Here is a 20,315-nt window from a genome sequence, read left to right on the forward strand (position 1 = left end):
TCTCCTGTAAAGGAGAGCCTCTTTTTTGAATCCCATCACAATCACGGCATTCCCCTTTTCCCTTTTACGCCACGACGGCTAAATTAGAACTCATCCGACCACATAACAATAATTTTACATACTGGACACCTTTATGAGCTATCCGTCGCTGTTCGCCCCGCTCGATTTAGGCTTCACTACGCTTAAAAACCGCGTGCTGATGGGGTCAATGCATACCGGGTTGGAAGAGTACCCTGATGGCGCTGAACGGCTGGCCGCGTTCTACGCAGAACGTGCCCGTCACGGGGTCGCGTTAATTGTGAGCGGAGGTATTGCGCCTGCGCTTTCCGGCGTGGGGATGGAAGGCGGCGCGATGTTGAACGACAGCAGCCAGCTCGCACACCATCGCGTCATTACCGATGCCGTGCATGACGAAGGCGGCAAAATCGCCCTGCAAATCCTGCATACCGGGCGTTACAGCTATCAGCCGCATCTGGTGGCGCCTTCCGCTATTCAGGCGCCAATCAACCGTTTTACGCCACATGAACTGACGCATGATGAAGTGCTACAACTGATTGAAGATTTTGCCCATTGCGCCCAACTGGCGCGGGAAGCAGGCTACGATGGCGTTGAAGTGATGGGATCCGAAGGGTATCTCATCAATGAATTCCTGACTCTGCGCACCAATCAGCGCAATGATCAATGGGGCGGCGAGTATGCCAATCGCATGCGTTTTGCCGTTGAGGTGGTACGGGCAGTACGCCAGCGTGCGGGCCATGACTTCATAATCATCTTCCGTCTGTCGATGCTCGATCTGGTGGAAAACGGTGGAACCTTCGACGAAACCGTCCAGCTGGCACAAGCGATAGAAGCCGCAGGCGCCACCATTATTAACACCGGTATTGGCTGGCATGAGGCACGTATTCCCACTATCGCGACCCCGGTACCGCGCGGCGCGTTTAGTTGGGTGACACGTAAGCTGAAAGGGCACGTGACAATCCCACTGGTCACCACCAACCGTATTAACGATCCCCAGGTCGCCGATGACATTCTGGCCCGTGGCGATGCCGATATGGTGTCGATGGCCCGTCCGTTCCTCGCCGATGCCGAACTGCTGTCAAAAGCGCAAACCGGACGAGCGGATGAGATCAACACCTGTATCGGCTGTAACCAGGCCTGCCTGGATCAGATCTTCGTCGGCAAAGTTACCTCTTGCCTGGTGAATCCTCGCGCCTGCCATGAAACCAAAATGCCGATCGTTGCGGCCACTCAGCCGAAAAATCTGGCGGTGGTTGGCGCGGGCCCTGCGGGCCTCGCCTTCGCCATTAATGCCGCTGCGCGCGGGCATCACGTGACGCTGTTTGACGCGCATGGTGAGATTGGCGGGCAGTTTAATATCGCCAAACAGATCCCCGGCAAAGAAGAATTCTATGAAACCCTGCGCTACTACCGCCGGATGATCGACGTGACTGGCGTGACACTGAAGCTGAATCATTTTGTCAGCGCACGCGATCTGCACATCTTCGACGAAGTGATCCTTGCCAGCGGGATCGAGCCTCGCATGCCACCGATCGAGGGGATCGACCACCCTAAAGTACTGAGCTATCTTGACGTCCTGCGCGATAAAACGCCGGTGGGCAAACGCGTGGCGATCGTTGGCTGCGGCGGGATAGGATTCGATACTGCCATGTACCTGAGCCAATCAGGCGATCCCACCAGCCAGAACATTGCGGAGTTCTGCGTGGAATGGGGAATCGACACCAGCCTGCAACAGCCTGGCGGCTTACGCCCGGAAGGTCCGCATTTATCCCGCAGCCCACGCCAGATAGTGATGCTGCAACGCAAAGCCAGCAAACCGGGGCAAGGTTTAGGTAAAACGACAGGCTGGATCCATCGCGCCACCTTACTCTCACGCGGTGTGAAAATGATCCCGGCGGTCAGTTATCAGAAAATTGATGATGATGGCTTACACGTTGTGCTGAACGGCGAACCGGTGATCTTTAACGTGGATCACGTGGTGATTTGCGCCGGACAAGAGCCGCGCCGTGAGCTGGTCGATCCGCTCCACGCAGCGGGTAAAACGGTGCATCTGATCGGCGGCTGCGACGTGGCGATGGAACTGGATGCCCGACGCGCTATTGCGCAAGGGACGAGGCTGGCGCTGGAGATTTAACAAATTGTATCCCGGTGGCCGGATAAGGCGTTAGCCGCTATCCGGCACAAGGGCTTAACGACGACGACCGGTTTTGACCGCTTTCAGCACCACGAATTTATTATTGGTGGCGATGGTCACGCAGTTGCCAAAAATCTTCTTCAGCTTGTGGAAGTAGTCGAGATGACGGTTAGCCACAATGTACAGCTCGCCGTTGATTTTCAGACAGCGGCGGGCGTGGTGGAACATCTCCCAGGCGATATTATCGGTCAGCGCGTGCTTCTGGTGGAACGGCGGATTACACAATACGGCGTTAAAGCGGAACGGTTCGACACCAGACAGCGCGTTGTTGATCATAAACTCACAGCGATCCATCGCTTCCGGCATGTTACTTTCCACGTTCAAACGGCTAGAAGCCACCGCCATGGGCGATTCATCAACAAATACCACGCTGGCTTCTGGGTTCTTCGCCAGCAGTGTCATACCGATGACGCCGTTACCACAGCCGAGGTCAACAATCTCCCCTTCGAGGTTTTCCGGCAAATGCTCGATAAAAAAGCGCGCGCCGATATCCAGTCCGGTACGGGAGAAAACATTGGCGTGGTTATGGATAGTCCAGTCAGTGCCTTCCAGCTTCCAGCTCAGCGTTTGCGAGGCAGTGGCCAGCTCAGGTTTGCTGAATGTGCAGTTGATCAGACGGGCTTTTTTCCACGCCAGCGTCGTGGTGGTTGGCCCCAACACTTTTTCGAACAGCTCCAGCGTCGAGGTATGCACATCGCGCGCCTTCGCGCCCGCGATGATGCGCGTTTGCGGCGTCACTACTTCACGCAGCGCGCGCAGCTGCTGTTCGAGCAGCGCCATGGTTTTTGGCAGCTTAATCAGCACCACGCCCGGTGCCTGCGGATATTCAGCGGTACTGTCGAGGAATTTGACGCTCGACTCGGCAATATCGTTGTGACGCAGGTTCTCGCGGGTGGCAAGCTCACTTAAGTAGGAATCGCCGATGCTGTACGGCGTATGTTCCGCCAGCGCACAGCCCAGCGCACCAAAGGTATCATTCAGGATCAGCACCGGGCCGCTAATCTCGGTATCGTCCAGCTGTTGCAGCAGATATTCATCTGCTGCTTCCCACGCCAGCAGCGGGTTAACGTCATCCGTTTCCGGGAAACGTTTAAGTGACAGCGAACGGAAACCGTTGTCTATGTGGCTCATCGGCCCTCCTGAATGGTAAAATTTCGGCGTATCCCTGAAAAGGGTGCGTGAGTATACAACATTTTGAATACACAAAATCATTCAAGTTGCGTCAAGGCGGCAAGTGAGTGAATCCCCAGTCACGTACATAAGTACGTGACTGGGGTGCGCGAACGCAGCCAACACAGAGGCAGCTTGAAGGATGAAGTGGATGGGACATGAATGAACCAACTAACTTACCTCCAGGGCTACCCGGAACATTTGCTTTCTCAGGTGAGAACGCTGATTGCTGAACAGCGTCTGGGCGCAGTGCTGGAGAAGCGCTATCCGGGTACGCATGATTTCGCGACCGACAAAGCGCTCTGGCAATATACTCAGGATCTGAAAAATCAGTTTCTGCGTAACGCCCCACCACTGAATAAAGTCATGTATGACAGTAAGATCCACGTTCTGAAAAATGCGCTGGGCCTGCATACCGCCGTCTCTCGTGTGCAGGGTGGTAAGCTAAAGGCTAAAGCAGAAATCCGCGTCGCCACCGTGTTTCGCAATGCCCCTGAACCCTTTTTACGCATGATCGTCGTGCATGAGCTGGCGCATCTGAAAGAAAAAGAGCACGACAAAGCGTTTTACCAGCTGTGCTGCCATATGGAGCCTCAGTATCATCAACTGGAGTTCGATACCCGCCTGTGGTTAACGCAACATTCGTTAAAGCAAACTGCGCCGTAGCGCACTGGCTTTGTCTTCAGGGCATGCTAAATTGACGAAAGAATCCCTTTCCACAGCCTGAAGGCCTTTATGATACGTTTCGCAGTAATTGGCACAAACTGGATCACCCGCCAGTTTGTCGATGCCGCCCATGAAACCGGCAAATATAAGTTAACCGCAGTCTATTCCCGTAGCCTTGAGCAGGCGCAGACCTTCGCCAACGATTACCCCGTTGAGCATCTGTTTACCTCACTGGAAGCGATGGCGCAAAGCGAGGCGATTGACGCCGTCTACATCGCCAGTCCAAACTCTCTGCATTTCCCGCAGACAGAGCTGTTTTTGCGGCACAAAAAGCATGTTATTTGCGAAAAACCGCTGGCCTCAAACCTGGCGCAAGCCGAAGCCGCTATCGCCTGCGCGCGCGAAAACCAGGTGGTACTGTTTGAAGCATTTAAGACCGCCAGCCTGCCTAACTTCCTGTTGTTGCAGCAATCGCTACCCAAAGTTGGAAGAATCAGAAAAGCATTTATCAATTACTGCCAGTACTCCTCACGTTACCAGCGCTATCTGGACGGTGAAAATCCAAATACGTTTAATCCAGCGTTCTCAAATGGCTCGATTATGGATATTGGTTTTTACTGCCTGGCCTCAGCGGTTGCGCTATGGGGTGAGCCGCAGAGCGTTCAGGCCAGCGCCAGCCTGCTGGAGAGCGGCGTGGACGCCCACGGCGTGGTGGTGCTGAATTACGGTGACTTTAGCGTCACGCTTCAGCACTCAAAAGTCAGCGACTCGGTATTAGCCAGTGAAATTCAGGGCGAGTCAGGATCGCTGGTGATCGAGCACATCTCCGAATGTCAAAAAGTGTGCTTCGTTCCGCGCGGGGGGAAAACACAGGATCTGACGACGCCTCAGCACATCAATACTATGCTGTATGAGGCAGAGGCGTTTGCTCATTTGGTTGAATCCGGCGAAGTGGATCACCCGGCACTGGCCGTCAGCCGTATCACCGCTAAACTGCAAACGGAGATTCGCCGCCAGACCGGCGTGGTTTTCCCGGCAGACGAAACGGTAACCTCGCTGACTGCGTAAAAGTGTGTAAATGGAATGTTGCAGGCCATTGACTGAAAGCATGGCCTGTAATATTTTGTAACCCGCAAAGGGGAGTAACTTCGTTGTCGGTTGATCGTCATTACGATGTGGTGAAAAACCACATCCGGTCACCGGGCGATAACAAAGGAATACGCCATCGTATTCCTTTGTTGTTGTAAGTGAGACCTTGCCGAATGGCAAGGTCTATGCATAAAAAGCAGCGGCTAACGTCATTCGGCGTTGGCCGTTTTTTTTATGCATGGGGAAATACAATGAATACTGTTGGCACACCGTTGTTATGGGGTGGCTTCGCTGTCGTGGTGGTAATTATGCTGGCCATCGACCTGCTGTTGCAGGGGCGTCGTGGTGCGCATACGATGTCGATGAAGCAGGCTGCGGCCTGGTCCATCGTCTGGGTAACGTTGTCGTTACTGTTTAACGCCGCCTTCTGGTGGTATCTGGCGCAAACCCAGGGCCGAGCCGTTGCTGACCCGCAGGCACTGGCGTTCCTTACCGGCTATTTAATTGAAAAATCGCTGGCTGTAGATAACGTCTTCGTCTGGTTGATGCTGTTCAGTTACTTCTCCGTACCACCTGCATTGCAGCGTCGGGTGCTGGTGTATGGTGTGCTGGGAGCCATTGTTCTGCGTACGATCATGATCTTCGCTGGCACCTGGCTTATCACCCAGTTTGAATGGCTGCTGTACGTGTTCGGCGCGTTCCTGCTGTTTACCGGGGTGAAAATGGCGCTGGCAAAAGAGGATGAATCAGGCATTGGCGACAAACCGCTGGTACGCTGGCTACGTAGCCATTTGCGCATGACCGATACCATCGAAAACGAGCACTTCTTCGTGCGTAAGAACGGGCTGCTGTTTGTCACGCCGCTGATGCTGGTATTGATTCTGGTTGAGTTGAGCGACGTGATTTTTGCCGTCGACAGTATTCCGGCAATCTTCGCCGTCACTACCGACCCGTTCATCGTGTTGACCTCGAACCTGTTTGCTATTTTGGGTCTGCGCGCGATGTACTTCCTGCTGGCGGGCGTGGCGGAGCGTTTCTCCATGCTGAAGTACGGTCTGGCGGTCATTCTGGTGTTTATCGGTATTAAGATGCTGATCGTCGATTTCTACCATATCCCGATCGCTATCTCGCTAGGCGTGGTATTTGGCATCCTGTTTGTGACATTGATTGTCAACGCGTGGGTCAACCACCAGCACGATAAAAAGCAGCAAATACAGTAACTTTATCTGCTAGCTGAAAAGCCCGACGGCACACTGCGTGCGTTGGGCTTTTTGTTTATCATGTCAAAACAATGTTAACTCAAAGTTATAAAATATGATCTCAACGTGGAATCCAGCATATTTCTCTTCCCGAAGCTTTATCTTTCCTTATACTCAACCAGGCAAACACTTTGTTACATCCAGAAAGATGCGTCCTGAGAACGCACGATGGATGAGCAACAACACAATGAAAGGATCACGACATGACTACGCAACGTTCATCGGGGCTACTCTCGCGTTTGGCGCAAGGGAGCCTGGTTAAACAAATTTTGATCGGCTTGGTACTGGGGATTTTACTTGCACTGGTGTCAAAACCTGCGGCAGAAGCCGTTGGTCTGCTGGGTACGCTATTCGTCGGCGCATTAAAAGCCGTCGCGCCAATTCTGGTTCTGATGCTGGTAATGGCCTCTATCGCCAACCACCAGCACGGGCAAAAAACCAACATCCGCCCGATTCTGTTCCTCTACCTGCTCGGAACGTTTTCAGCCGCGTTAGCGGCCGTCGTCTTCAGCTTCGCCTTCCCGTCTACACTGCATCTTTCCAGCAGCGCCAGCGATATCGTGCCGCCATCCGGTATTGTTGAAGTGATGCGTGGACTGCTGATGAGCATGGTTTCCAACCCAATTGATGCCCTGCTTAACGCCAACTATATCGGTATTCTGGTATGGGCCGTTGGTCTGGGCTTTGCGCTGCGCCATGGTAATGAAACGACCAAAAACCTGGTCAATGATATGTCCAACGCCGTCACCTTTATGGTGAAGCTGGTGATCCGTTTTGCCCCGATCGGTATCTTCGGCCTGGTCTCTTCTACCCTGGCAACCACCGGTTTTGCCACGCTGTGGGGCTATGCTCATCTGCTGACCGTGCTGGTAGGCTGTATGCTGCTAGTGGCGCTGGTGGTCAACCCGCTGCTGGTATTCTGGAAAATTCGTCGTAACCCATATCCGCTGGTGCTGGCCTGTCTGCGCGAAAGCGGCGTATACGCTTTCTTTACCCGCAGCTCTGCCGCCAACATTCCGGTGAATATGGCGCTATGTGAGAAGCTGAATCTGGATCGTGATACCTACTCGGTATCTATCCCGCTTGGCGCAACCATCAATATGGCGGGCGCGGCGATCACCATTACCGTACTGACGCTGGCGGCGGTGAATACGCTGGGGATTCCGGTTGATTTACCGACGGCGCTGTTACTGAGCGTGGTGGCGTCGCTGTGCGCCTGTGGCGCATCGGGCGTGGCAGGTGGCTCCCTGCTGCTGATCCCGCTGGCGTGCAATATGTTTGGTATCCCAAATGACATCGCCATGCAGGTGGTAGCCGTTGGCTTCATCATCGGCGTACTGCAGGATTCCTGTGAAACGGCGCTGAACTCTTCTACTGACGTTCTGTTTACCGCGGCAGCCTGCCAGGCTGAAGACGAACGTCTGGCAAATAACGCTCTGCGCGGCTAATCCCTGCGCCCCTCCGTTATCGGGCGGAGGGGCTCTTTTCTTGTACGCTTTTTTCAATTTTGAACGGATCAATGCCGCGTTTTTGCATCCGCCGGAAGCGAATAATGTTCAGGCCATTCATCACCAGAAAGCTGCCTTCGATCATCGTCCCGCCAATCGATCCCAACCAGAAATTATGAATAACCCAGCAGGCGGTTGCGCACCACATCACGCAGCGCACGGTTAACCCCTGGCAGCGAAACAGCGCCCAGGTGCTGGCCAGCGTGCCGATTATCGGCAACAGCTCCATTGCATGCTGTAACTTTGCCAGCCCGAGAACCAGGGTGAGAAGAATAAAAACGGCCATTACCCACAGTTTGCGGGTATGCATTGAGACGAGCGTGCGGATGGTGTTGAGCTCGGCGCTCATTCCCGCAGGCCAGGCGCCCATCAAAAAAAATGCACGCCAATGGTGGCGCTGTAAACGGCCAGTTGCAGCCGGAACCGGCGCTCATCACGATTGAAAAAGGTGGTAATGCCGATCAGAAAGGCGATGACACCTACGCCCTGGGCCAGCCAATACGCGGTCATGAATGATCCTTATCAGGTAATGCAAAAACAAACGGCGTTCCAAATGATGAAACGCCGTTTTTTAAATCCACTCCATTTCGATTACCCAATCGATTTCGTGCCACAGCAAGGCGGCAAGTTCGCTCATCCCCGGGAGCTTACTGAAGTAAGTGACCGGGGTGAATGAACGCAGTCAACGCAGCTGCCGCGCGAAAGATGAAGGGTAATTACAACGTTACGCCGCTCTTAAATATTGCCAGTTCCCGGAAATCGTTGCGCTCATTGCAGGTCTGCTTGCCGTTGGCGAACTCAACGATGGTATCAACAAACTCACTCAGCAGTTGCGGCATCGCTTTACCGTGGATCAGCTGTCCGGCGTCAAAATCGATCCAGTGTTTTTTCTTCGCCGCCAGCTCGCTATTGGTGGCGATTTTCACTGTCGGCACAAAACCACCGTACGGTGTTCCACGTCCGGTACTAAATAGCACCATGTGGCAGCCCGCGCCCGCCAGCGCGCTGGTGGCGACCGCGTCGTTACCCGGCGCGCTCAGCAGGTTCAGGCCGTGCGTCTTCAGGCGTTCGCCGTAGCGCAGAACGTCAACCACTTTGCTGGACCCCGCTTTCTGGGTGCAGCCGAGCGATTTATCTTCCAGGGTGGTAATACCGCCCGCTTTGTTACCCGGCGATGGGTTCTCGTAGATCGGCTGGTCATGGGCAATGAAGTACTGCTTGAAGTCATTGACCATCGTAACCAGCTTGCCAAAAGTTTCTTCGTCACGACAGTGGTCCATCAACAACTGCTCGGCGCCGAACATTTCCGGCACTTCGGTCAGCACCGTGGTGCCGCCGTTCGCAATCACGTAGTCAGAGAAACGCCCCAGCATCGGGTTGGCGGTAATACCGGACAAGCCGTCAGAGCCGCCGCATTCCAGACCAAACTTCAGCTCGCCCAGTTTACCCGGCTCACGCTTATCATTACGCATCGCGTTGTATAACTGATGGAGATGTTCAATCCCCGCTTCCACTTCGTCTTCCTGATGCTGGCAGACCATAAAGTGAACGCGCTCAGGATCGAACTCACCTAAAGTTTCGCGGAAGGCATCCACCTGGTTGTTTTCACAGCCCAGACCAACGACCAACACCGCCCCCGCATTCGGATGGCGCACCATGTTTTGCAGCATGGTGCGGGTGTTAATGTGGTCGTCACCCAGCTGTGAACAGCCGTAGGTGTGGCTGAAGAGATGCACGCCGTCGATACCTTCGGCGTCGTTGGTCTCTTTCAAAAAGCGGTTCTGCATCTGACGCGCCATCGCGTTAACGCAGCCTACCGTTGGCAGGATCCACAGTTCGTTACGCACCCCAACGTCACCGTTCGCGCGGCGATAAATCTGCACATCGCGATCGGCAGGCTGCGTGACTTCGGCCTGGAAATCCGGTTGGTAGCGATACGTGTCCAGGTCGCTCAGATTGGTGCGGGTGTTATGGGCATGTATATGCTCACCCACCGCAACGTCCACCAGCGTGTGGCCGATTGGCAAACCGTATTTGATGACGTTTTCGCCCTTCGCAATATCGCGTAAAGCGAATTTATGACCACGAGAGACTGCCTGACGCAGGATTACCGCCTGACCGTCGACGATGACTTCGGTTCCTTCAGCCAAATCAGCAAGCGCAACTGCGACGTTATCCAGCGCATGGATCTTGATGTATTGCATACCGTCACCCAGACCTTAGTTCAGTTCAATGGCGAAGTAATCACGCGCATTGTTGAAGCAAATATTTCTCACCATTTCACCCAGCAGCTGGATGTCGGCAGGCGCTTCACCTGCGGCAACCCAACGACCAATCATCTGACACAGGATGCGACGGAAGTATTCATGGCGGGTGTAAGACAGGAAGCTACGGCTATCAGTCAGCATGCCGACGAAACGGCTCAGCAGGCCGAGCTGCGCCAGCTGCGTCATCTGACGTTCCATCCCGTCTTTCTGGTCGTTGAACCACCAGCCGGAACCGAACTGCATTTTCCCCGGCATGCCTTCGCCCTGGAAGTTACCGATCATCGTCCCCAGCACTTCGTTATCACGCGGGTTCAGGCAGTACAGAATGGTTTTCGGCAGCAGGTTTTGTTCATTCTGCTTGCTCAGCAGTTTGGACAGTTCTTCCGCCATCGGACGGTCATTGATGGAGTCAAAGCCAACATCCGCGCCCAGCAGCTTGAACTGGCGCAGGTTGTTATTACGCAGCGCACCGATGTGGTACTGCTGCACCCATTCGCGACGCGCGTATTCTGCGCCGAGGAACACCAGAACGGCGGTTTTGAACTGCGCCACTTCATGCTCGCTCAGGGTTTCACCAGCCAGGCGACGGGCCAGAATGCTGTCCAGCTCCGCTTCGTTAGATTCGGCAAACAGCACCACGTCCAGCGCATGGTCAGAGACTTTGCAGCCGTGCGCCGCGAAGTGATCCAGACGTTTGGTCAGTGCAACCTGCAGGTCGCTGAAGCGACGGATATCGGTATCTGACACTTCACCGAGTTTCGCCATATAGTCATTAAAGGTCGCCAGCTCAATGTTAAAGGCTTTATCCGGACGCCAGCTCGGCAACACTTTCACATCAAAGCTTCCGTCTTTAGCAACGGCCGCATGGTGCTCCAGAGAGTCAATCGGGTCATCGGTGGTACCGACCATTTTCACATTCATCTGCTGCATGATGCCGCGCGCGGAGAATTTATCCTGAGCCAGCAGTTCGTTGCACTGGTTCCAGATTTCGTCAGCCGTTGCCGGAGACAGCAACTTACCTGTAATACCAAACGGGCGACGTAATTCGAGATGGGTCCAGTGGTACAGCGGGTTACCGATAGTGTGCGGAACTGTGGCGGCCCACGCGTCAAATTTTTCACGATCGGACGCATCGCCAGTACAAAGGCGTTCAGCAACGCCGTTGGTACGCATCGCACGCCACTTATAGTGGTCGCCCTTCAGCCAGATGTCATACAGGTTATTGAAACGGTAGTTTTCCGCGATTTGTTGCGGTGGTAAATGGCAGTGGTAATCGAAGATCGGCTGGTCTTTAGCGTAATCATGATACAGACGGCGGGCAAATTCGGTATCCAGCAGGAAATCTTCAGTCATAAACGGGGTCATTATCGTCTTCCTCTCAGCGAGTGCGTCAGATTGCTTATGTTGCGATGCTGACAAAGTTATCACACCAATTTCCATGCACTGAAGATATTTTCGTGAGCTAGATCAACAAATGATGACAAAAAAATTACTCTCAAAGAGGTAAATCACACGTCAAACCGCGCCAGTACTGGCTTTGTTGAATCGAAATAATGACCACACGAAGATTCACACTTTTGTGATGGCACTCACCTTTTAAAGCTGTATGACAAGTTATCTTTTGGCCGTCGCGATACATAAGCCGACGGAATGCAAATTACCGATGTATCACCATCGGATTGACCGGTACGGAAACCGAATTAGCACAAATATTGACATGGCAATGTTCGGGGAGTACCGGCTTTTTTTTCGGTTACCCCCTCGTAAAAAACATCCTCCGCTCTGGACTGGAAGATGACCGCTCGTTCGCGGACATAACAAAACGATGAGGTTTTACATGCGTAAAATTAAAGGGTTACGTTGGTACATGATTGCACTGGTGACGCTTGGCACCGTGCTGGGTTACCTGACGCGTAACACTGTGGCGGCAGCTGCGCCAACTCTGATGGAAGAGTTACACATCTCCACTCAACAGTATTCCTATATCATCGCAGCCTATTCTGCTGCATACACCGTAATGCAACCCGTTGCCGGTTACGTACTCGATGTGCTCGGCACAAAAGTAGGTTACGCGATGTTCGCCGTTCTTTGGGCCGTTTTCTGTGGTGCGACCGCGCTGGCTGGAAGTTGGGGCGGGTTGGCACTGGCGCGAGGTGCTGTAGGTGCTGCCGAAGCCGCGATGATCCCTGCGGGCCTGAAAGCCAGTTCTGAATGGTTCCCGGCAAAAGAACGTTCAATTGCCGTAGGTTACTTTAACGTTGGTTCTTCTATCGGCGCGATGATCGCTCCACCGCTGGTCGTCTGGGCTATCGTCATGCACAGCTGGCAGATGGCATTTATTATTTCAGGAGCCCTGAGCTTCATCTGGGCCATGTGCTGGTTGGTATTTTACAAACACCCACGCGACCAGAAAAAACTGTCTGATGAAGAACGTGATTACATTCTGAATGGTCAGGAATCTCAGCATAAAAACAGCACCGCGAAGAAAATGTCGCTCGGTCAGATCCTGCGTAACCGCCAGTTCTGGGGAATTGCGCTGCCGCGTTTCCTGGCAGAACCGGCGTGGGGAACGTTCAACGCCTGGATTCCGCTGTTCATGTTCAAAGTTTACGGCTTTAACCTGAAAGAGATTGCGATGTTTGCCTGGATGCCTATGCTGTTTGCTGACCTGGGCTGTATCGTTGGGGGTTACTTACCGCCGCTGTTCCAGCGCTGGTTCGGTGTTAACCTGATCGTTTCGCGTAAAATGGTCGTGACGATGGGCGCATTACTGATGATTGGCCCGGGGATGATTGGTCTGTTCACCAGCCCATACATTGCTATTGCCCTGCTGTGCGTCGGTGGTTTTGCTCACCAGCGCTGTCCGGTGCACTGATTACACTCTCTTCTGACGTGTTTGGCCGTAATGAAGTGGCAACTGCGAACGGCCTGACCGGTATGTCCGCCTGGCTCGCAAGTACGCTGTTTGCGCTGGTCGTCGGTGCACTGGCTGACACCATCGGCTTTAGCCCGCTGTTTGCCGTACTGGCGGTATTCGACCTGCTCGGCGCGCTAGTCATCTGGACGGTATTGCAGAACAAATCGGCCAGCGAGGTAGAGTCAGCGTCGCAAACTGGCGATCCCGCCGCGCAAAGTTAACCAGACAAGATTTAATAAAGTTATGTAATGCTAAGCCGCCAGTTATCTGGCGGCTTTTTTAACAGCGCGAGTGGAGCCGTAATCGCAAAAGTGGTATAACAAATAGAGTCTGCCGTATCATGCCTGGAGCGCATATGGAAATCACTGAACCACGACGTTTGTACCAACAACTTGCCGCTGATCTGAAAGAACGCATTGAGCAGGGCGTCTATCTGGTGGGTGAAAAGCTCCCCGCCGAGCGCTTTATCGCCGATGAAAAAAATGTCAGCCGTACCGTGGTTCGTGAAGCGATTATCATGCTCGAAGTTGAGGGCTATGTAGAAGTGCGCAAAGGTTCCGGCATTCATGTCATTTCAAATCAGGCGCGTCACCAGCAGGCCACCGACGAATCACTTGAATTCGCCAATTATGGTCCTTTCGAGCTGCTTCAGGCTCGTCAGTTGATTGAAAGCAATATCGCTGAATTTGCTGCTACACAGGTTACCAAGCAAGACATCATGAAACTGATGGACATTCAGGAACATGCGCGGAATGAAAAATGCTTTCGCGATTCCGAGTGGGATCTGCAGTTTCATATTCAGGTCGCGCTAGCCACGCAGAACTCTGCGCTGGCCGCCATCGTAGAAAAAATGTGGACCCAGCGTAGCCACAACCCGTACTGGAAAAAACTGCACGAGCATATCGACGCACGTACCGTCGATAACTGGTGCGATGATCATGACCAAATTCTCAAAGCGCTGATCCGTAAAGATCCGAACGCGGCAAAACTGGCCATGTGGCAACACCTGGAGAATACCAAAATCATGTTGTTCAACGAGACCAGCGATGACTTTGAGTTCAACGCTGACCGTTATCTTTTTGCGGAAAATCCTGTCGTTCACCTCGATACTGCAGTTAACAGCGCTAAATAAGCAATCTTTTCGATCCAGGCGCAACAAAGCGCCTGTTTCTCATGCTTGGTAAGCATTAGGTATAAAGTGTCAGCCTGTGTAAATCCTCTCGCCTCCCTCCATTGCGATAAGCAAAATCACAGTTCAACAACCGTAATTTCTATAACGGACAACGTTGACCTTTGTTACAATTAGTTGTTATTTGAATTTTTGTGTTTGAGAGCTTGCTTACTTCACAACTTTACAGGGAATAGTTCAGGCCGTGAATTTGTGTCAGACCGCGATCCATGTAAAAAACACCAATAAAATTGCGGCGTTACAAACTCCAGAAAACCGGCATGACGACAACCGATTCTCCAGGAATATTGAATGGAACTACTGACTCAATTACTGAATGCTTTATGGGCTCAGGATTTTGAAACGCTGGCCAATCCTTCCATGATTGGCTTGCTCTATTTCGTACTATTTACCATTTTGTTTCTGGAAAACGGACTGCTGCCAGCGGCCTTTTTACCTGGCGACAGTCTACTGGTGCTGGTCGGCGTACTTATCGCCAAAGGCGCGATGGGTTTCCCGCAAACGATATTGCTACTTACCACCGCGGCCAGCCTGGGTTGTTGGCTCAGCTATATCCAGGGGCGATGGCTGGGGAATACCCGCACCGTACAAAACTGGCTATCTCATCTGCCTGCGCATTACCATCAGCGCGCGCATCATCTGTTCCATAAGCATGGCTTGTCTGCGCTGCTGGTCGGTCGCTTCATTGCGTTTGTCAGAACATTACTACCGACCATCGCAGGATTGTCCGGCCTGAACAATGCGCGCTTTCAGTTCTTTAACTGGATGAGCGGACTGCTTTGGGTTCTGATTCTTACAACGCTTGGCTATTTGCTGGGCAAAACACCGGTATTTCTCAAGTATGAAGATCAGCTGATGTCTTGCCTGATGCTGCTTCCCGTTGTGCTACTGGTGTTTGGTCTGGCAGGTTCACTGGTTGTTCTTTGGAAGAAGAAATACGGGAACCGAGGGTAAATTATGCTGAAATCACGCATAACGCTCCGACGACTTGCCTGGTCCACCACCTTTATGCTGTTTATCGGCGCGCTGCTCCTGACCTTGTCGGTCATCCGCCAGCAGGAGTCAACGCTTGCCATTCGTGCTGTAAACCAGGGAGCCAGCATGCCTGATGGCTTCTCTATCTGGCATCACCTGGACGCCAACGGCATTCGCTTTAAAAGTATAACTCCGCAAAATGACGCGCTGCTGATCACCTTTGATTCCAGCGCGCAGAGCGCAGCAGCAAAAGTCGTGCTGGACCGAACGTTACCGCACGGTTTCGTTATTGCTCAGCAGGATGATGATAATCAGGCGGTGCAGTGGTTATCTCGCTTACGTGATACCCCACACCGCTTTGGTTAATCTCCAGGAATCTGAATTAGATCACTCACTTTGGTGATTTCATCGTTTAGCGCCTATGATTAATAAACTGGGTTAATGACTCAACGCTTTATTATTCTGGAGCACCGACCATAAGCCACAAGGTCGAATCACAATGGAAGGTTCAAGAATGAAATACCGCATCGCTTTAGCAATTAGCCTTTTCGCTCTCAGTGCCGGCAGTTACGCATCCACCCTCTGTCAGGAAAAAGAACAGGATATCCAGCGGGAGATTAGCTATGCCGAAAAGCACAATAATCAGAGCCGCATCAATGGGCTGAACAAAGCGCTGAGCGAAGTTAGGGCCAACTGTACTGACAGTAAACTGCGCGCCGACCATCAGAAAAAAATCGCAGAACAGAAAAATGAGATAACCGAGCGTCAACGTGATTTGGCCGAGGCGAAGCAAAAAGGCGATGCGGATAAAATCGCAAAGCGCGAGCATAAGCTTGCTGAAGCTCAGAAAGAGCTGAAAGAACTCGAGACCCGCGATTACTAAGTACGGTAACTAGCCACTCAACTGGAGAAAACTATGTCGAAAGATAATGCTACGGAAAACCTGCGCGCTGAGCTGAAATCTCTTGCGGATACGCTTGAAGAAGTACTTAGCTCCTCTGGCGATAAGTCGAAGGAAGAGATAAGTAAAATTCGCAGCAAAGCCGAACACGCGCTGCGCGAGAGTCGCCATCGCCTGAGCGAAACCAGCGATGTGATTGCCAAACAGACCCGTGAGGCTGCGGCAAAAGCCGATAACTATGTGCGCGAAAACCCATGGACAGGCGTCGGCATTGGCGCTGCAGTCGGTGTGGTCCTTGGTGTACTGCTGTCGCGCCGCTAACAATGGCAGACTCTCAACACGCACAAGGTCCAGGCAAAGGCGTACTGGGTATTGGACAGCGGATCCTGACGATTCTCGTTGAGATCGTAGAGACGCGGCTGCGGCTGGCCGTCGTTGAGCTGGAAGAGGAAAAAGCCAATCTCATCCAGATCCTGCTGATGCTTGGGCTGACCATGCTGTTCGCGGCGTTTGGCCTGATGAGTCTGATGGTGCTTATCATCTGGGCCATCGATCCTCAATATCGCCTGAACGCCATGATTGCCACTACCGTTGTGCTGTTGCTTTTAGCGTTTATCGGCGGGCTATGGACGTTGCGAAAAGCGCGTAAAACAACGCTGCTACGCCATACGCGTAATGAACTCGCTAACGACAGGAAGGCCCTGGAGGATGAGGCATAATGAGCAGTAAAGTCGAACGTCTACAACGTAAGGCGCAACTGCTTGGACAGATCCAGCAGCAACGGCTGGATCTGTCTGCCGCTCGTCGTGACTGGCTGGAGGCAACCGAAGTCTACGATCGCGGTTGGAAAACGCTGTTGAACCTGCGCGGATGGGTGATAGTCGGGAGCAGTATTATGGCGGTTCGCACCATCCGTAATCCTAACCTGCTGGTACGCTGGGCTAAACGCGGCTTTAGCGTCTGGAGCATCTGGCGTCTGGTGAAATCGACCATCAGACAGCAGCAGTTGCGCGGCTGACCCTCTCGTCTCCCACCTAACCTCAAATTTTTTGAAGATTTCTGACAGTTTTCCTTGCTAACAATTGTCATTAGCCGCGTTTATGATTCTCTCCATCGACAGCAACGACGCACTCTGCGGCGTCGTTGCACAAAAAAACACAATAAGCCGCCTGAGTGGTTTCCTGGAGAGTATGATGAAGAAATTAGAAGATGTTGGTGTACTGGTAGCGCGCATTCTGATGCCTATCCTGTTTATTACCGCAGGTTGGGGAAAAATCACCGGATATGCGGGTACCCAACAGTACATGGAAGCCATGGGCGTCCCAGGATTTATGCTGCCGCTGGTTATTCTGCTTGAGTTTGGCGGCGGTCTGGCAATTCTGTTCGGTTTCCTGACTCGTACTACCGCGCTGTTCACCGCAGGCTTCACGCTGCTAACGGCGTTCCTTTTCCACAGCAACTTTGCTGAAGGTATGAACTCTCTGATGTTTATGAAAAACCTGACCATCGCAGGCGGCTTCCTGCTGCTGGCTATCACCGGTCCGGGCGCATTCAGTATTGACCGTGTACTGAATAAAAAGTGGTAAGCGAGCTATACTGAACACATCAAAAAGCGAGGAGATATCTCCTCGCTTTTGCTATCTGAGGAGACGAAAATCATGGGACAACTGATTGACGGCGTCTGGCACGACACCTGGTATGACACCAAATCAACTGGGGGGAAATTTCAACGCTCTGCATCGGCTTTCCGTAACTGGCTCACCGCGGATGGCGCTCCGGGTCCAACCGGTGAAGGTGGCTTCGCCGCCGAAAAAGACCGCTATCATCTGTACGTTTCTTTGGCCTGCCCGTGGGCGCATCGCACGCTGATTTTGCGTAAACTTAAAGGGCTGGAACCGTTTATTTCCGTTTCCGTTGTGCATCCGTTAATGCTGGAAAACGGCTGGACCTTTGACGACAACTTCCCGGCGGCAACTGGCGATACCCTGTATCAGCACGAATTTCTTTATCAGCTGTATTTACACGCCGATCCACACTACAGCGGTCGGGTGACCGTTCCGGTATTGTGGGACAAAAAGAACCACACCATTGTCAGTAACGAATCCGCAGAAATCATCCGCATGTTTAACACTGCGTTTGATGCGCAGGGTGCGAAAGCCGGGGATTACTATCCACCAACTCTGCAAAGTAAAATCGACGAGCTGAACGGCTGGATCTATGACAACGTCAATAACGGTGTATATAAAGCCGGATTTGCCACCAGCCAGGAAGCCTACGACGATGCCGTGGAAAAAGTCTTTCAATCGCTTGCACGACTGGAGCAGATCCTGGGTCAGCATCGCTACCTGACCGGCGACCAGTTAACTGAGGCCGATATTCGCCTGTGGACCACGCTGGTACGCTTTGATCCGGTCTATGTGACCCACTTCAAGTGCGACAAACACCGTATCAGTGACTACCTGAATCTGTACGGTTTTCTGCGCGATATCTACCAGATGCCGGGTATTGCAGATACTGTCAACTTTGACCACATCCGTCATCACTACTTCCGTAGCCACAAAACAATCAACCCGACCGGTATTATTTCAATCGGCCCGTGGCAGAACCTCGACGAACCTCATGGGCGTGACGAGCGTTTCGCCTGATTTACACTGGCCTCCGTTTGGGGCCAAATAATTAATACTACAAACATTTACCAGCATTCCATTCGCAGCTATTCTTAATTTGATTGCTTTAAAAACAAGTAATTGAACGCAGAACGAGGCAAAAATGGATTGGTATTTAAACGTATTAAAGAACTACTTTGGGTTTGGTGGCCGCGCGCGTCGTAAAGAATACTGGATGTTTGTGCTGGTCAACATCATCTTCACGTTCGTGCTGGGCATTCTGGACAGAATGCTTGGCTGGGAACGCGCCGGAGGAGAAGGCATATTAACAACGATTTATGGGGTTCTGGTCTTTATTCCGTGGTGGGCGGTACAGTTCCGGCGTTTACATGACACCGATCGTTCAGCCTGGTGGCTACTGGTGCTATTGATCCCGATCGTCGGCTGGTTGGTCATCATTATTTTCAACTGTCAAAACGGCACTCCGGGGAGCAACCGCTTCGGCGCTGACCCCAAACAGCTGTCCTGAATTCAAATACGCCCCTTCCGTTGAAGGGGTGTATTTCTTATTTACCCGCGAACAGTTTCGGGATTTCCCGCAGACACCAGGATTTCGCCTCGCCCATGCTGTCCCGACGCCAGGCCATAATAATATCAATTTCACTTGTCGATTCCGGGCTTACTACCCGCAGCCGACCTGCCGCAATATCCTCTTCCACCAGCGGATACGGCATTGTCGCCACGCCCAGGCCGGCCAATAACGCCTGGCGTTTATCTTCTATCGTACTCACCGTCAGACGCGGCTGTTTATCCAGCAGTTGGACCGTGAGTACCGGGCGTTCACGGGCGGTGTCCGCCACCGCGATCCCGCGGTACTTCACACGGGTGACTTCCGATAACGGTTCTGGCTCCTGATGGATGGGATGATCCGGAGCCGCCACATAGACGTTCATCAGCGAGTATAGCTTGCGCGAATTGATTTCTGAGGATGAGCGAAAATGCATATCCGGCGCAATCACGATATCCGCCCGTCCCTGCTCCAAACGCTCCCATGCTCCGGCCAAGACTTCGGTAATAACGGAAAGCTGGGTATTGGCCTTCCCGGCAAGTCGGTCAATCAGCGGGAAAAACGCCGCTGTCGGCACCAGCGCTTCGGTAACGATGGTCAGATGCGTTTCCCAACCGCGAGCCAGTGCTTCGGCATCGGTGGTCAGTTTATCCGCGGCTTCCAGCAGTACGCGTCCACGCTCCAGCAGCATACGCCCGACGTTAGTGAACTTTGTGCGATGGCCTGAACGGTCAAACAGCACCACGTCCAGCTCTTCCTCCAGTTTCTGCATGGTATAGCTGAGCGCGGAAGGCACGCGCCCTAGTTCGTCTGCCGCTGCGGCAAAGCTGCCGCGCCTGTCTATTGCGTCCATGACGCGTAACGCTTCAAGCGTTAAAGCCCTTTCTTTGGCCATCTCGTTCTCATTCAGGAAATTTGAACATACCGGGCAGAATATCTGGCTAACAATGCAGCGTCTAGCCATTTAACATAAAAGGAAGTAAAGAGA

The 20,315-nt window shown here is 52.8% G+C and carries 19 protein-coding genes and 2 pseudogenes; 16 read left to right on the forward strand and 5 right to left on the reverse strand.

Features of this window, described 5'->3' with window-relative positions; translation table 11 throughout:
- The first annotated feature begins 133 nt into the window (after nt 1–133).
- The gene (locus OGY15_RS05105) at nt 134–2,152 is read left to right on the forward strand and encodes an oxidoreductase (RefSeq protein ID WP_151217807.1); all 2,019 of its coding nucleotides are present in this window, start codon (nt 134–136) and stop codon (nt 2,150–2,152) included.
- Between the two features lie 54 nt (nt 2,153–2,206).
- On the opposite strand, the gene rlmG is transcribed toward OGY15_RS05105, so the two are convergent.
- On the reverse strand, nt 2,207–3,343 hold the full coding sequence (rlmG, locus tag OGY15_RS05110; protein WP_151217808.1) for a 23S rRNA (guanine(1835)-N(2))-methyltransferase RlmG: 1,137 nt from the start codon (nt 3,341–3,343) through the stop codon (nt 2,207–2,209).
- 201 nt (nt 3,344–3,544) lie between these two features.
- Between rlmG and OGY15_RS05115 the strand changes: the two genes are divergently transcribed.
- The 4 genes from OGY15_RS05115 (at nt 3,545) to sstT (ending at nt 7,844) form a co-directional block, all read left to right on the forward strand.
- Nucleotides 3,545–4,048: a M48 metallopeptidase family protein gene (locus OGY15_RS05115; RefSeq protein WP_151217809.1), complete on the forward strand. Its 504-nt coding sequence runs from the start codon at nt 3,545–3,547 to the stop codon at nt 4,046–4,048.
- Nucleotides 4,049–4,117: 69 nt separating this feature from the next.
- On the forward strand, nt 4,118–5,116 hold the full coding sequence (locus OGY15_RS05120; protein WP_151217810.1) for a Gfo/Idh/MocA family protein: 999 nt from the start codon (nt 4,118–4,120) through the stop codon (nt 5,114–5,116).
- Between the two features lie 272 nt (nt 5,117–5,388).
- The gene (locus OGY15_RS05125; RefSeq protein ID WP_151217811.1) at nt 5,389–6,357 is read left to right on the forward strand and encodes a TerC family protein; all 969 of its coding nucleotides are present in this window, start codon (nt 5,389–5,391) and stop codon (nt 6,355–6,357) included.
- A 242-nt stretch (nt 6,358–6,599) separates the two neighbouring features.
- Nucleotides 6,600–7,844: a serine/threonine transporter SstT gene (gene sstT, locus OGY15_RS05130; RefSeq protein ID WP_151217812.1), complete on the forward strand. Its 1,245-nt coding sequence runs from the start codon at nt 6,600–6,602 to the stop codon at nt 7,842–7,844.
- A 16-nt stretch (nt 7,845–7,860) separates the two neighbouring features.
- On the opposite strand, the pseudogene OGY15_RS05135 reads toward sstT, so the two are convergent.
- The 3 genes and pseudogenes from OGY15_RS05135 to uxaC form a co-directional block, all read right to left on the reverse strand.
- Nucleotides 7,861–8,414: pseudogene (locus OGY15_RS05135) on the reverse strand (YgjV family protein).
- A gap of 206 nt (nt 8,415–8,620) precedes the next feature.
- Nucleotides 8,621–10,108, reverse strand: a complete 1,488-nt coding sequence (locus OGY15_RS05140; RefSeq protein WP_151217813.1) for a UxaA family hydrolase — start codon at nt 10,106–10,108, stop codon at nt 8,621–8,623.
- Nucleotides 10,109–10,123: 15 nt separating this feature from the next.
- The gene (uxaC, locus tag OGY15_RS05145; RefSeq protein ID WP_151217814.1) at nt 10,124–11,536 is read right to left on the reverse strand and encodes a glucuronate isomerase; all 1,413 of its coding nucleotides are present in this window, start codon (nt 11,534–11,536) and stop codon (nt 10,124–10,126) included.
- A gap of 472 nt (nt 11,537–12,008) precedes the next feature.
- Here uxaC and OGY15_RS05150 point away from each other — a divergent pair.
- The 11 genes and pseudogenes from OGY15_RS05150 to OGY15_RS05200 all read left to right on the forward strand — a co-directional run bounded on the left by OGY15_RS05150 (nt 12,009) and on the right by OGY15_RS05200 (nt 19,288).
- A pseudogene (locus OGY15_RS05150) lies at nt 12,009–13,309 on the forward strand (MFS transporter).
- Nucleotides 13,310–13,443: 134 nt separating this feature from the next.
- Nucleotides 13,444–14,220, forward strand: a complete 777-nt coding sequence (gene exuR / locus OGY15_RS05155; RefSeq protein WP_003024817.1) for a transcriptional regulator ExuR — start codon at nt 13,444–13,446, stop codon at nt 14,218–14,220.
- A gap of 348 nt (nt 14,221–14,568) precedes the next feature.
- Nucleotides 14,569–15,231, forward strand: coding sequence for a DedA family general envelope maintenance protein YqjA (yqjA, locus tag OGY15_RS05160; protein WP_151217816.1), 663 nt, complete (start codon nt 14,569–14,571; stop codon nt 15,229–15,231).
- A gap of 18 nt (nt 15,232–15,249) precedes the next feature.
- Nucleotides 15,250–15,618 carry an EnvZ/OmpR regulon moderator MzrA gene (gene mzrA / locus OGY15_RS05165; protein WP_187253354.1) on the forward strand — a complete coding sequence of 123 codons (369 nt, stop codon included), beginning with the start codon at nt 15,250–15,252 and terminating at the stop codon, nt 15,616–15,618.
- 148 nt (nt 15,619–15,766) lie between these two features.
- A complete protein-coding gene (locus OGY15_RS05170; RefSeq protein WP_187253301.1) occupies nt 15,767–16,135 on the forward strand; it encodes a DUF1090 domain-containing protein in 369 nt (122 codons plus the stop codon).
- Nucleotides 16,136–16,168: 33 nt separating this feature from the next.
- Nucleotides 16,169–16,474, forward strand: coding sequence for an ElaB/YgaM/YqjD family protein (locus OGY15_RS05175; RefSeq protein ID WP_151217818.1), 306 nt, complete (start codon nt 16,169–16,171; stop codon nt 16,472–16,474).
- A 2-nt stretch (nt 16,475–16,476) separates the two neighbouring features.
- Nucleotides 16,477–16,872, forward strand: a complete 396-nt coding sequence (locus OGY15_RS05180) for a phage holin family protein (RefSeq protein WP_151217819.1) — start codon at nt 16,477–16,479, stop codon at nt 16,870–16,872.
- Nucleotides 16,872–17,171, forward strand: a complete 300-nt coding sequence (locus OGY15_RS05185; RefSeq protein ID WP_151217820.1) for a YqjK-like family protein — start codon at nt 16,872–16,874, stop codon at nt 17,169–17,171. The genes OGY15_RS05180 and OGY15_RS05185 overlap by 1 nt, the downstream gene beginning before the upstream one ends.
- A gap of 175 nt (nt 17,172–17,346) precedes the next feature.
- Entirely contained in the window at nt 17,347–17,739 is a 393-nt protein-coding gene (locus tag OGY15_RS05190) for a DoxX family protein (RefSeq protein ID WP_005131473.1), read from the forward strand.
- A 72-nt stretch (nt 17,740–17,811) separates the two neighbouring features.
- Nucleotides 17,812–18,798: a glutathionyl-hydroquinone reductase YqjG gene (gene yqjG / locus OGY15_RS05195; RefSeq protein WP_151217822.1), complete on the forward strand. Its 987-nt coding sequence runs from the start codon at nt 17,812–17,814 to the stop codon at nt 18,796–18,798.
- A 124-nt stretch (nt 18,799–18,922) separates the two neighbouring features.
- Complete coding sequence (locus OGY15_RS05200; protein ID WP_003024853.1) at nt 18,923–19,288, forward strand: DUF805 domain-containing protein; 366 nt, start codon at nt 18,923–18,925, stop codon at nt 19,286–19,288.
- A 37-nt stretch (nt 19,289–19,325) separates the two neighbouring features.
- On the opposite strand, the gene yhaJ is transcribed toward OGY15_RS05200, so the two are convergent.
- The gene (gene yhaJ / locus OGY15_RS05205) at nt 19,326–20,222 is read right to left on the reverse strand and encodes a DNA-binding transcriptional regulator YhaJ (protein WP_003024855.1); all 897 of its coding nucleotides are present in this window, start codon (nt 20,220–20,222) and stop codon (nt 19,326–19,328) included.
- Between the last annotated feature and the right edge of the window lie 93 nt (nt 20,223–20,315).

It is taken from the genome of Citrobacter sp. Cu231, from assembly GCF_030332265.1.
Taxonomy (GTDB): Bacteria; Pseudomonadota; Gammaproteobacteria; order Enterobacterales; family Enterobacteriaceae; genus Citrobacter; species Citrobacter meridianamericanus.

Excerpts from the sequence above, each read along its gene's own strand:
- OGY15_RS05185 (WP_151217820.1), top strand. The coding sequence starts at position 16,872 with ATGAGCAGTAAAGTCGAACGTCTACAACGTAAGGCGCAACTGCTTGGA.
- OGY15_RS05115 (WP_151217809.1), top strand. The coding sequence starts at position 3,545 with ATGAACCAACTAACTTACCTCCAGGGCTACCCGGAACATTTGCTTTCT.
- yqjG (WP_151217822.1), top strand. The coding sequence starts at position 17,812 with ATGGGACAACTGATTGACGGCGTCTGGCACGACACCTGGTATGACACC.
- OGY15_RS05125 (WP_151217811.1), top strand. The coding sequence starts at position 5,389 with ATGAATACTGTTGGCACACCGTTGTTATGGGGTGGCTTCGCTGTCGTG.
- OGY15_RS05120 (WP_151217810.1), top strand. The coding sequence starts at position 4,118 with ATGATACGTTTCGCAGTAATTGGCACAAACTGGATCACCCGCCAGTTT.
- rlmG (WP_151217808.1), bottom strand. The coding sequence starts at position 3,343 with ATGAGCCACATAGACAACGGTTTCCGTTCGCTGTCACTTAAACGTTTC.
- OGY15_RS05190 (WP_005131473.1), top strand. The coding sequence starts at position 17,347 with ATGAAGAAATTAGAAGATGTTGGTGTACTGGTAGCGCGCATTCTGATG.
- OGY15_RS05175 (WP_151217818.1), top strand. The coding sequence starts at position 16,169 with ATGTCGAAAGATAATGCTACGGAAAACCTGCGCGCTGAGCTGAAATCT.
- OGY15_RS05200 (WP_003024853.1), top strand. The coding sequence starts at position 18,923 with ATGGATTGGTATTTAAACGTATTAAAGAACTACTTTGGGTTTGGTGGC.
- OGY15_RS05140 (WP_151217813.1), bottom strand. The coding sequence starts at position 10,108 with ATGCAATACATCAAGATCCATGCGCTGGATAACGTCGCAGTTGCGCTT.
- OGY15_RS05170 (WP_187253301.1), top strand. The coding sequence starts at position 15,767 with ATGAAATACCGCATCGCTTTAGCAATTAGCCTTTTCGCTCTCAGTGCC.
- yqjA (WP_151217816.1), top strand. The coding sequence starts at position 14,569 with ATGGAACTACTGACTCAATTACTGAATGCTTTATGGGCTCAGGATTTT.
- sstT (WP_151217812.1), top strand. The coding sequence starts at position 6,600 with ATGACTACGCAACGTTCATCGGGGCTACTCTCGCGTTTGGCGCAAGGG.
- yhaJ (WP_003024855.1), bottom strand. The coding sequence starts at position 20,222 with ATGGCCAAAGAAAGGGCTTTAACGCTTGAAGCGTTACGCGTCATGGAC.
- OGY15_RS05105 (WP_151217807.1), top strand. The coding sequence starts at position 134 with ATGAGCTATCCGTCGCTGTTCGCCCCGCTCGATTTAGGCTTCACTACG.
- OGY15_RS05180 (WP_151217819.1), top strand. The coding sequence starts at position 16,477 with ATGGCAGACTCTCAACACGCACAAGGTCCAGGCAAAGGCGTACTGGGT.
- uxaC (WP_151217814.1), bottom strand. The coding sequence starts at position 11,536 with ATGACCCCGTTTATGACTGAAGATTTCCTGCTGGATACCGAATTTGCC.
- exuR (WP_003024817.1), top strand. The coding sequence starts at position 13,444 with ATGGAAATCACTGAACCACGACGTTTGTACCAACAACTTGCCGCTGAT.